Source organism: Pseudomonas sp. MPC6 (assembly GCF_006094435.1).
GTDB lineage: Bacteria > Pseudomonadota > Gammaproteobacteria > Pseudomonadales > Pseudomonadaceae > Aquipseudomonas.
Genome location: NZ_CP034783.1, coordinates 2,136,347 through 2,147,548 on the forward strand (window position 1 = coordinate 2,136,347; position 11,202 = coordinate 2,147,548).

8 protein-coding genes and 3 tRNA genes are annotated in these 11,202 nt (G+C 62.1%); all 11 read left to right on the top strand.

Translation table 11 applies throughout. From position 1 onward, the window contains the following. The first annotated feature begins 7 nt into the window (after window positions 1-7). The 11 genes from ELQ88_RS12055 (at window position 8) to ELQ88_RS12105 (ending at window position 11,049) form a co-directional block, all read left to right on the top strand. On the top strand, window positions 8-568 hold the full coding sequence (locus ELQ88_RS12055) for a CvpA family protein (RefSeq protein ID WP_064676838.1): 561 nt from the start codon (window positions 8-10) through the stop codon (window positions 566-568). 41 nt (window positions 569-609) lie between these two features. Then, a complete protein-coding gene (gene purF, locus ELQ88_RS12060) occupies window positions 610-2,115 on the top strand; it encodes an amidophosphoribosyltransferase (RefSeq protein WP_128870259.1) in 1,506 nt (501 codons plus the stop codon). Between the two features lie 226 nt (window positions 2,116-2,341). Beyond that, entirely contained in the window at window positions 2,342-3,553 is a 1,212-nt protein-coding gene (locus tag ELQ88_RS12065) for an O-succinylhomoserine sulfhydrylase (RefSeq protein WP_128870258.1), read from the top strand. Beyond that, the gene (locus ELQ88_RS12070; RefSeq protein ID WP_138965246.1) at window positions 3,550-4,326 is read left to right on the top strand and encodes an SDR family oxidoreductase; all 777 of its coding nucleotides are present in this window, start codon (window positions 3,550-3,552) and stop codon (window positions 4,324-4,326) included. Before ELQ88_RS12065 ends, ELQ88_RS12070 begins: the two co-directional genes overlap by 4 nt. 284 nt (window positions 4,327-4,610) lie before the next feature. After that, window positions 4,611-4,686 (top strand) — tRNA-Val (locus tag ELQ88_RS12075). Window positions 4,687-4,740: 54 nt separating this feature from the next. Further along, a tRNA-Asp gene (locus tag ELQ88_RS12080) sits at window positions 4,741-4,817 on the top strand. 93 nt (window positions 4,818-4,910) lie between these two features. Further along, a tRNA-Asp gene (locus tag ELQ88_RS12085) sits at window positions 4,911-4,987 on the top strand. A gap of 389 nt (window positions 4,988-5,376) precedes the next feature. Continuing rightward, entirely contained in the window at window positions 5,377-5,886 is a 510-nt protein-coding gene (locus ELQ88_RS12090) for a sigma-70 family RNA polymerase sigma factor (protein WP_128870257.1), read from the top strand. Beyond that, window positions 5,880-6,833 (top strand): FecR domain-containing protein, encoded by a 954-nt coding sequence (locus ELQ88_RS12095; protein ID WP_138965248.1) that lies wholly within the window; start codon window positions 5,880-5,882, stop codon window positions 6,831-6,833. Before ELQ88_RS12090 ends, ELQ88_RS12095 begins: the two co-directional genes overlap by 7 nt. Before the next feature lie 67 nt (window positions 6,834-6,900). Next, complete coding sequence (locus tag ELQ88_RS12100; protein ID WP_138965250.1) at window positions 6,901-9,324, top strand: TonB-dependent receptor; 2,424 nt, start codon at window positions 6,901-6,903, stop codon at window positions 9,322-9,324. A gap of 348 nt (window positions 9,325-9,672) precedes the next feature. Beyond that, entirely contained in the window at window positions 9,673-11,049 is a 1,377-nt protein-coding gene (locus ELQ88_RS12105; RefSeq protein ID WP_138969500.1) for a diaminobutyrate--2-oxoglutarate transaminase, read from the top strand. The last annotated feature ends 153 nt before the right edge of the window (window positions 11,050-11,202 follow it).

Consider the following 11,202-nt stretch of genomic DNA (forward strand, 5'->3'; position numbering starts at 1 on the left):
CTGCACTGTGCCATTTACCTGGGTTGATTGGGCGATTGTTGCCATCGTCGCCATCTCCGCATTGATCAGTCTGAGCCGCGGCTTCGTCAAGGAAGCATTATCGCTGGTGACCTGGATCATCGCAGGAGTCGTCGCCTGGCTGTTCGGCGGTGCATTGTCCGAATACCTCGTCGGGTACATCGAAACGCCATCGGCTCGTGTGATCACGGGCTGTGCCATCATGTTTGTCGCCACGCTGATCGTAGGCGCAATGATCAATTATCTTATCGGCGAGTTGGTTCGCGTCACCGGGCTCTCCGGGACCGATCGATTCCTCGGCATGGCCTTCGGCGCCGCGCGTGGCGTGTTGCTGGTGGTCGTGGCGGTCGGGCTGTTGAGCCTGGGGCCGGTACAGCAGGACGAGTGGTGGAAGCAATCGCAACTCGTGCCAAAATTTTTATTGGTCGCTGACTGGTCCAAAAACCTGATTCTCGGGTGGAGCAGTCAGTGGCTGGCCAGCGGTATCAGCGTACCCGCTGAGATACCGTTCAAGGAGCACCTCTTGCCGACGGCCAAAACGCCTCAGTGAGTTGTGTTCAGTTCAGATCCATTAAGTAGGGGTTGCGTCGCATGTGTGGCATCGTCGGTATCGTCGGTAAGTCGAACGTCAATCAGGCGCTGTATGACGCGCTAACCGTCCTCCAGCACCGCGGCCAGGACGCTGCCGGTATCGTGACCAGCCATGATGGCCGGTTATTCCTGCGCAAGGACAATGGCCTGGTGCGTGACGTGTTCCATCAGCGTCACATGCAGCGCCTGGTCGGCCACATGGGCATTGGCCATGTGCGTTACCCGACCGCGGGCAGCTCGACTTCGGCCGAAGCCCAACCGTTTTACGTCAACTCGCCTTACGGCATCACCCTGGCGCACAACGGTAACCTGACCAACGTTGAACAGCTGGCCAAGGAGATTTACGAATCTGACCTGCGCCACGTCAACACCAACTCCGATTCGGAAGTGCTGCTCAACGTGTTCGCGCACGAGCTGGCCCAGCGCGGCAAGCTGCAGCCGACCGAAGAAGACGTCTTTGCGGCCGTCACCGACGTGCACAACCGTTGCGTCGGCGGTTACGCCGTGGTTGCGATGGTGACCGGTTACGGCATCGTCGGTTTCCGCGACCCGCATGGCATCCGCCCGATCGTGTTCGGCCAGCGTCACACCGACGAAGGCGTCGAGTACATGATCGCCTCCGAAAGCGTGTCCCTGGACGTGCTCGGTTTCACCCTGATTCGCGACCTCGCGCCGGGCGAAGCGGTCTACATCACTGAAGACGGCAAGCTGCACACCCGTCAGTGCGCGATCAACCCGTCCCTGACCCCGTGCATTTTCGAACACGTCTACCTGGCGCGTCCGGATTCGATCATCGACGGCGTCTCGGTGTACAAGGCGCGCCTGCGCATGGGCGAGAAGCTCGCCGACAAGATCCTGCGCGAGCGTCCGGATCACGACATCGACGTGGTCATCCCGATCCCGGACACCAGCCGCACCGCGGCCCTGGAACTGGCGAACCACCTGGGCGTGAAGTTCCGCGAAGGCTTCGTGAAGAACCGCTACATCGGCCGGACCTTCATCATGCCGGGCCAGGCGGCACGGAAAAAATCCGTACGCCAGAAGCTCAACGCGATCGAACTGGAATTCCGCGGCAAGAACGTGATGCTGGTGGACGACTCGATCGTGCGCGGCACCACCTGCAAGCAGATCATCCAGATGGCGCGCGAAGCCGGCGCCAAGAACGTCTACTTCTGCTCCGCGGCACCGGCCGTGCGTTACCCGAACGTCTACGGCATCGACATGCCGAGCGCCCATGAACTGATCGCCCACAACCGTTCGACCCAGGACGTGGCCGACCTGATCGGCGCCGACTGGTTGATCTATCAGGACTTGCCTGACTTGATCGAAGCGGTCGGTGGCGGCAAGATCAAGATCGAGAAGTTCGATTGCGCGGTGTTCGACGGCCAGTACGTGACCGGCGACGTCGACGAGGCTTACCTGAACAAGATCGAGCAGGCGCGTAACGATGCCTCCAAGGTCAAGACCCAGGCGGTCAGTGCGATCATCGATCTGTACAACAACTAATGTAACAACCGGCCTGTTGTGGGTGCGCTTGTGTGTAGGAGCTGGCTGGTGTAGGAGCTGGCTTGCCAGCGAATGGGGCGTCACATTCAACATCATAGTTGCCTGTGCCACCGTCTTCGCTGGCAAGCCAGCTCCTACACAGGCCAGCTCCTACAGGGGGCCCCCTCCAGGCCGGTTTTGTATCTATTACGCTTTTTATTTCAAGAGCAGGGCAAGGAGTGACAGCATGAGTCAGGATTGGGATGCCGGTCGGCTGGACAGCGACCTCGAAGGCGTAGCGTTCGATACCCTGGCCGTCCGCGCCGGTCAGCACCGCACGCCGGAAGGCGAACACGGTGATCCGATGTTCTTCACCTCCAGCTACGTATTCCGTACCGCTGCCGACGCGGCGGCTCGTTTTGCCGGGGAAGTGCCGGGCAACGTCTATTCGCGCTACACCAACCCGACCGTGCGCGCGTTCGAAGAGCGCATCGCCGCGCTGGAAAGCGCCGAGCAAGCGGTGGCCACGGCCACGGGCATGGCGGCAATCATGGCGGTGGTGATGAGCCTGTGCAGCGCCGGCGATCACGTGCTGGTATCGCGCAGCGTATTCGGCTCGACCATCAGCCTGTTCGAGAAGTACTTCAAGCGCTTCGGCATCGAAGTCGACTACGTGCCCCTGGCGGACTTGTCCGGTTGGGATGCGGCGATCAAGGCCAATACCAAACTGCTGTTCGTCGAGTCGCCGTCCAACCCGCTGGCGGAGTTGGTGGACATCGCCGAGCTGTCGAACATCGCTCACGCCAAAGGCGCGATGCTGGTGGTCGACAACTGCTTCTGCACCCCGGCCTTGCAGCAACCGCTGAAGCTGGGCGCGGACATCGTCGTGCACTCGGCGACCAAGTTCATCGACGGCCAGGGCCGTTGCATGGGCGGCGTGGTCGCCGGTCGTAGCGAACAGATGAAAGAAGTGGTCGGTTTCCTGCGCACGGCCGGGCCGACCCTGAGCCCGTTCAACGCCTGGATCTTCCTCAAGGGCCTGGAAACCCTGGGCCTGCGGATGAAGGCCCATTGTGCCAACGCCCAGCAGCTGGCCGAGTGGCTGGAGCGGCAGGACGGCATCGAGAAAGTCCATTACGCCGGCCTCGAGAGCCACCCGCAGCACGCACTGGCCTTGCGTCAGCAGAAGGGCTTCGGCGCGGTAGTGAGCTTCGAGGTCAAGGGCGGCAAAGAGGGCGCCTGGCGCTTTATCGATGCGACGCGCCTGATTTCCATCACCGCCAACCTCGGCGACACCAAGACCACCATCACTCACCCGAGCACCACCTCCCACGGCCGTCTGGCGCCGCAGGAGCGTGAAGCCGCGGGCATCCGTGACAGCCTGATCCGCATCGCGGTCGGCCTGGAAGACGTGGCAGACCTGCAAGCCGATCTGGCGCGCGGCCTGGCTGCGCTGTGATCCAATTGTCGACGCCGGGCACCGGCACCAACGGCCGCGTCGCCCTGGTCACCGGGGCTGCGCGCGGCATCGGCCTGGGCATTGCGGCGTGGTTGATCAGCGAAGGCTGGCAAGTGGTGCTGACCGACCTGGACCGGGCACGGGGCTCGAAAGTGGCGAAGGTGCTGGGCGACAACGCCTGGTTCATCGCCATGGACGTCTCCAGCGAAGGGCAGGTGGCGCTGGGCGTCGCCGAAGTGCTGGGGCAATTCGGCCGACTGGATGCGCTGGTGTGCAACGCGGCAGTAGCCGATCCGCATAACATCACCCTCGAAAGCCTCGATCTGGCGTACTGGAACCGGGTGCTGGCGGTGAACCTCAGCGGGCCGATGCTGTTGGCCAAGCACTGCGCGCCGTACCTGCGCGCGCACAGCGGGGCGATCGTCAACCTGGCCTCGACCCGCGCCGGGCAGTCGGAGCCCGACACCGAGGCCTACGCGGCGAGCAAGGGCGGCCTGTTGGCCCTGACACACGCCCTGGCGATCAGCCTCGGGCCGGAAATCCGCGTCAACGCGGTCAGCCCGGGCTGGATCGATGCGCGAGACCCGTCGGTGCGCCGTGCCGAGCCGCTGACCGACGCCGACCATGCCCAGCATCCGGCGGGCAGGGTAGGGACGGTCGAGGACGTGGCGGCGATGGTGGCGTGGTTGCTGTCGAAGAATGCCGGGTTTGTCACGGGGCAGGAGTTCGTGGTGGATGGCGGGATGACCAAGAAGATGATTTATAGCGAGTAGTAGGGCGGGAGAGTTGTCCCCAGCATTGATGTTGAATGTGCCGCCCTCTTCGCGGGCAAGCCCGCTCCCACAGTGATCTAAGGTGTGCACACTATTTTTCACACACTGGATAACCCTGTGGGAGCGGGCTTGCCCGCGAAGGCGGTCTGACTGCAAAAGGATGATTGTGGGTAATGCCATCACCTTGCGAAATGACACGATTTTGTCTTTTTCAGAAAAACTTCAAGCAGGCTATTGACTTAGCTTCGTTAGATGCGTAAATTTCGCGGCCTCAGAGAAGCAAAGGGTGATTAGCTCAGCTGGGAGAGCGTCTGCCTTACAAGCAGAATGTCGGCGGTTCGATCCCGTCATCACCCACCACTTCTTGAGAATCTTGCGCAAGCAAGAAGGAAGCTGAAAAGCCTCCACCGACGCGCAGCGGTAGTTCAGTCGGTTAGAATACCGGCCTGTCACGCCGGGGGTCGCGGGTTCGAGTCCCGTCCGCTGCGCCATATTTGCGAGTCAGGTGTTACCTGGCTCGAGATTGAAAAGCCTCGAAGCTTTCCAGTCACACGAGTTACCTGGACGCAAGTCCACAGCGATACGCAGCGGTAGTTCAGTCGGTTAGAATACCGGCCTGTCACGCCGGGGGTCGCGGGTTCGAGTCCCGTCCGCTGCGCCATATCTGCACCAAGGCCCACTGAACGCCTGGGTGCTACGAAGAAGATTGCTGGCTAGCCAGTGTCTGATTCGAGTCGATAGCAAAGACCCTGGTCGAAAGACCGGGGTTTTTTGTGCCTGCGATTTGGCTTTTGCTCCTTTTCCCTCGCGCCGCCTCTCATGTTCGTGCCCGTCGATCCGGTAGGCGCGCTGATCCTGGCTTCTTCAACGCTGGCGCTCAAAAGGGCCCAGCCCGGCTCAGCCGGGGCCTGCGTGGCCGATGCTGCCCGGCTTTCATTCAGCTCACCCCATTATTCCCCAGGGTAAACCGCATAAAAGGCTTGGTTTGAACTAACAACACTAATTAGAATGAGTCGCATTTAAAATATTTCCTGCGCAGGGTTCCTTGACATGAGTGAAGCAGCGATGCCGGCGGCGCAAAATTTCCACGACTTGTACCGCGACCATCGTAGCTGGCTGGAAAGCTGGCTGAGGCGACGCATGAGCAATGGCAGCGATGCGGCGGACCTGAGCCAGGATACTTTCGTGCGAGTGCTCGCCAGTTCCCAGCGCATTGCCGACCTGCAGGAACCCCGCGCCTATCTGGCGACCGTCGGCAAGCGGCTGCTGGCCAACTTCTATCAGCGGCGCAGTCTCGAACAAGCCTACCTCGATGCCCTGGCGCTGCTGCCGGAGGAGTGTGCGCCGTCGCCCGAGCAACGCTGGTTGCTGTTGGAAACCCTGCAAGCCCTGGACGAATTGCTTGATGGATTGCCGGTCGCGGTGCGACGGGCCTTTCTCTGGAGCCAGCTGGAAGGCCTGGGTTATGCCGAGATCGCCGAGCGCCTGCAAGTCTCGCAGCGCACGATCAAACGCTACATGGCCCAAGCCTACGAACATTGCCTGCTGGTGGAATGGTGATCGCTTCGCCCCCTTCGGCCGAAGCCCGCCAAGTCGTGCGAGCCGCCGCTCAATGGCTGGCACTCATGGAATCGGGCGCCGCCAATGACCGTGACCGGGCCAATCTGCAGCACTGGCGTGACAGCCATCCCAGTCACGAACAGGCCTGGCAGAAGGCCCAGCTGTTGCGCCAACGCTTTGCCGACCTGCCGTCGACACTGGCCATGGCCAGCCTGGATCGGCCGCAGGCCAGTCGGCGCCAGGTGCTCAAGCGCGCCGTGGGGGCGGTGGCGTTGGTGCCGACCGCCTGGCTGATCAGCCGGCAGCTGCCGCTGGATGCCTGGCGCGCCGACCTGCGCACCGCCACCGGGGAGGGCAAAAAAGTCCAGTTGGCCGATGGCAGCTCGCTGCAATTGAACACCGCGAGTGCCGTCGATATCGACTTGAAGCACCGGCGACTGACCCTGGTGGAAGGCGAGATAGCGCTGAACGTGCCCGGGACCTCGCCGCTGACGATCCAGACGCACTTCGGCCAAGTGGTCGTCAGTCAGAGCCAGGTCTGCGTGCGTCAGGGGCAGACGGGGTGCAAGGTGTCGGTGCTCAAAGGCGCGGTGCAGTTGCAGCCATTGCGCGGCCCGGTCTTTTCGTTGCGCGCCGGCCAGCAAGTCAGCCTGCTGGCGGCGGGGGCCGGTGCGGTGGAGCCATTCGACGTGCTCGCCCCCGGCTGGCGTGACGGCGTGCTGATGGCGCAGAACCAGCCCCTGGGGGATTTTCTGCGGGAACTCGGCAGCTATCGCCCGGGCGTGTTGCGCTGGGAGCCGGCGCTCGAATCCCTGCGCGTCACCGGCAGTTTCCGTCTGGAAGACACCGATCGCATCCTGTCGTTGCTGGCGTCCAGCTTGCCGCTGGAGGTGCATAGGCGCACCCGGTATTGGGTGACCTTGCGGTCGCGCAAAAATACTGCATGAGGGCTGTCCCTTTTTTTCGCGCCGCTTGTCATTCAAGGCAAGTGAAACGAAATCAGAGAGATTCTCAATGCCCGTAGTGATGCCCCGCAGTACGCGCCTGGCGCCTTCCAGGTTGCGCCCGTTGTTGCACCTGAGTCTGCTGTTGAGTCTGGGTGCCTGTCCTTTATTCGCCGCAGTGAGCTACGCCGAAGACGGTCCCCGTCGCAGTTATCAGGTGCCCGCCGGCAGCCTCAGCGCCGCGTTGACCCGTTTCGCCGGACTGGCCGGGGTCAACCTGTCGGTAGACCCGGCGCTGGTCAGCGGTCGCAACAGCCCCGGGCTGTCGGGGAACTACGCGGTCGAGGAGGGCTTCGCGCGGTTGCTGCAGGGTTCCGGGCTGCAACTGCAGCCGGTGGGCGAGCAAGCTTACATCCTGACTCCGGCGCCGGAAGGCGGCAGCCTGCAACTGGCCCCCACGTCGATTCTCGGGGCCACGGGCGGGGAGGGCGGCGATGTCTATGCGGGTGGGCAGGTCGCGCGCCGCACTTCGCAAGGCTTGCTCGGCTCCAAGGACTTCATGGAAACGCCCTTCAGCGTGACCACCTACACCAGCGAGGCGGTCAAGAACCAGCAGGCGCGTACCTTGGGCGACCTGATCGCCAGCGACCCCTCGGTTCGTGCCACCAACCCGGCGGGCGGGCGGTATGAGCAGTTCACCATTCGCGGGTTGAGCCTGTTCAACAGTGATGTCGCCTACAACGGGCTGTACGGCATCCTGCCGACCTATACCATCGACATGGAGATGGCGGACCGCGTCGACGTCATCAAAGGCCCGAGCCAGCTGATCAACGGCATCTCGCCGCGGGGCAGCGTGGGGGGCGGGATCAACGTGGTGCCCAAGCGCGCGACCGACAAACCCATCACCTCGTTTACCGGCATGTATGCGTCCGACAGCCAGGTCGGCGGTGCCGTGGATGTCGGCCGGCGCTTTGGCGAGGACAACAAGTTCGGTCTGCGTTTCAACGGCGTGAAGCAGTCCGGCGACACCGAATGGGATCACCAGAACGTCGACCGCGAGATGGCCGTGCTGGGCCTGGATTTTCGCGGTGAACGCCTGCGGCTCTCCACGGATATCGGCCGTACCGAACGTGACACTGATGCGCCGCAGGAACGGGTGCAGGTCGGCCCCAACGCGCAGGTCCCCCGTGCCAGCGATGTGCGCCGCAACTATGCGCAGCCCTGGAGCCAGGCGAGCACCAACGACACCTTCGGCACGGTGAGCGCTGAATACGATGTCAACGATTCCGTCATGGTGTACGGCGGCGCGGGCGCGCGCAAAAGTAACCATGACTTCCTGCGCCATGCCGTTGCGGTCACCAACGACGCCGGCGATTTCAGCGTGCAACCGCGTGATTTCACCCGTGACGAAAATGTCCGCACGGCCACGGCAGGGGTGCGCAACTGGTTCCATACCGGCCCGGTGAGCCACGAAGTCAACCTGGCCGCCAGCTACTTCTACATGGACTTTGAAAACGGCGGCGCCCGTTATGGCGCGGCCCCGAGCAACATCTACAACCCGGTGGAAACACCAACCCCGAACACCCCGACCCGACTCGATTCGAAGGTCTACACCGAGAACCGCTTCAGCGGCGTGGCGTTGTCCGACACCCTCGGCTTCTTCGATGACCGGCTGCTGCTGACCCTCGGCGCCCGCTGGCAGCGGGTCCAGGTGGACGACTGGACGGATAACGTCAAAGGCGCCACCGCCTACGACGAGGAAAAGGTTTCGCCGTCGGGCGGTATCCTGTTCAAGGCGACCGACAAGCTGTCGCTGTATGCCAACTACATGGAAGGCCTGAGCCAAGGCAAGATCGCGCCGTCGACCTCGGTGAACGAGGACGAGATCTTCCCGCCGTTCATCAGCCGCCAGATCGAGGCCGGTGCCAAGTATGACGCCGGTGCATTCGCCGTGACCGCCGCGGTGTTCCGGATCAAGCAGCCGGCCTACGAGACCAACGCCACCACGCGCGTCTTCGGCCCCAACGGCAAGCGTGAGAACACGGGTGTGGAGCTGAGCGTGTTCGGCGAACCGCTCGACGGTTTCCGCCTGCTCGGCGGTGTCATGTACATCGACAGCAAGTTGAAGGAAACCACCAATGGCACCTTCGACGGCAACCGGGCGCCGGCCACGCCCAAATACAACGTCAACCTGGGCGCCGAGTGGGACGTGCCGACCGTCCAGGGCCTGACCCTGACCAGCCGCGGCATCTATTCCAGCTCGCAGTACCTGGACCAGTCCAACAACAAGGAAATCGATTCCTGGGAGCGTTTCGACGTGGGCGCACGCTACGCGTTCAAGGTCGAGCAAAAGAACATCACCCTGCGGGCCAATATCGAGAACGTGGCGGACAAGCGCTACTGGAGCTCGGCCGGCGCCTCGGATGACAGCGAGCCTGGCTTGACGCTGTCGACCCCGCGCACTTACCTGCTTTCGGCGACCGTCGACTTCTGATTTATCCGCTTCATACGCCCCAGGGACGGGGCGTCTTCGTTGGACGGATTCGTATAGAGGAAAATCATATGCACACTGTCAGTTAAATAACGAACAAGACACTTGCGGATAAGTTGCTGTCTGTCGGCGACCGCTATCGAAGCTGTTTTTGCATCACAAGATCATGGCTAGATCATGGCGCTTTTCGCAGTTCATACCAAGTTCATTAACTTGGGCTTTGGCGTGCCTGATTGTTTTTAAAAGTAGTTCAAGTCGCTATAGGCCAATGTCCAAATAATTAGTAAGAATTAGTTGCAACAACTTGTTAATGAGAATAAGTTGCATATCGAATTTAACGAGGGTGAACCGATGTTGAATGATGGCGTATTGCACTCTAATCCACTGCAAAAAACCAATGCCGACTATCTGGCTCGACAAAGCAAATTCGAATCCAATGTGCGCAGTTATCCCCGCAAGTTGCCACTGGCCATCGCCAAGGCACACGGGCTCTGGGTCACTGATGTCGAGGGCCATGTTTACCTCGATTGCCTGGCCGGTGCCGGCACCCTGGCCCTGGGCCACAATCACCCGGCCGTCATGGCCAGCCTCGACAGCTTCCTCGCTTCAGGCCTGCCGATGCACACGCTGGACCTGACCACCGCGGTCAAGGACGCCTTCAGCGAAACCCTGCTCAGCCTGCTGCCGAACCAGGGCCGTGATTACTGCCTGCAATTTTGCGGGCCGTCCGGGGCGGATGCGGTGGAGGCTGCGCTGAAACTGGCCAAGACCTATACCGGTCGCAGCAACATCATCAGCTTTTCGGGGGCCTACCATGGCATGACCCACGGCGCCCTGGCCCTGACCGGCAACACTGCGCCGAAAAATGCCATCGCCAGCCTGATGCCCGGGGTGCAGTTCATGCCGTACCCCCACGAGTATCGTTGCCCGCTGGGCATTGGCGGTGAGGCCGGGGTCGAGGCCTTGACTCACTATTTCACCCAGTTCATCGACGACGTCGAAAGCGGCGTGTCACTGCCGGCGGCGGTGATCCTGGAAGCGGTGCAGGGCGAGGGCGGAGTCAACTGCGCCCCGGCCAGCTGGCTGCGGGCGATCCGCGAGGTGACACGCAAGCACGGCATCCTGTTGATCCTCGACGAAGTGCAGACCGGTTTCGGCCGCACCGGCAAAATGTTCGCCTTCGAGCACGCCGGGATCGAGCCGGACCTGATCGTCATGTCCAAGGCGGTCGGCGGCGGGTTGCCCATGGCGGTGCTGGGCATCCGTCGGGAATTCGACGCCTGGGAGCCCGGCAACCACGCCGGGACCTTCCGCGGCAACCAGATGGCCATGGCCGCCGGGTTGGCGACGTTGCAGGTGCTGCAACAGCAAAACCTCGCCGCCCAGGCCGAGCGCCAAGGTCAGTGGCTCAAGGACCGGTTGCTCGAGTTGCAGGCGCATTACCCGGCCCTGGGCCAGGTGCGTGGGCGTGGCCTGATGCTGGGCATCGAGATCGTCGACGAGCGCCAGCCGGCCGATCGCCACGGGCATTACCCGATGGACCCGGCGCTGGCTGCGGCCATCCAGCAACAATGCTTCAAACAAGGCCTGTTGCTGGAACGCGGGGGGCGCCAGGGCAATGTCATTCGTTTGTTGCCGCCGTTGATTATCGACGATGAACAATGCCGGCAAGTGATCCAGCGTTTTGATAACGCCGTGGCGGCAGCGGTCGTGCAATTACGCACTTGAATGAACTAATCGAAGTTGCATGAGTCGCCAGTCCTGTTGCAGTTAATGTCAGTGGCGCCAGTCACTTTGAGCATCGTCTTAGAGTTTGAAAGGTTCAGTGAAGTGATCTCGTTACGTGGGGTTATGTCGACTGTTCAATCAGTCGGTCAATGA

Excerpts from the sequence above, each read along its gene's own strand:
- ELQ88_RS12090 (WP_128870257.1), top strand. The coding sequence starts at position 5,377 with ATGAGTGAAGCAGCGATGCCGGCGGCGCAAAATTTCCACGACTTGTAC.
- purF (WP_128870259.1), top strand. The coding sequence starts at position 610 with ATGTGTGGCATCGTCGGTATCGTCGGTAAGTCGAACGTCAATCAGGCG.
- ELQ88_RS12095 (WP_138965248.1), top strand. The coding sequence starts at position 5,880 with ATGGTGATCGCTTCGCCCCCTTCGGCCGAAGCCCGCCAAGTCGTGCGA.
- ELQ88_RS12065 (WP_128870258.1), top strand. The coding sequence starts at position 2,342 with ATGAGTCAGGATTGGGATGCCGGTCGGCTGGACAGCGACCTCGAAGGC.
- ELQ88_RS12105 (WP_138969500.1), top strand. The coding sequence starts at position 9,673 with ATGTTGAATGATGGCGTATTGCACTCTAATCCACTGCAAAAAACCAAT.
- ELQ88_RS12100 (WP_138965250.1), top strand. The coding sequence starts at position 6,901 with ATGCCCGTAGTGATGCCCCGCAGTACGCGCCTGGCGCCTTCCAGGTTG.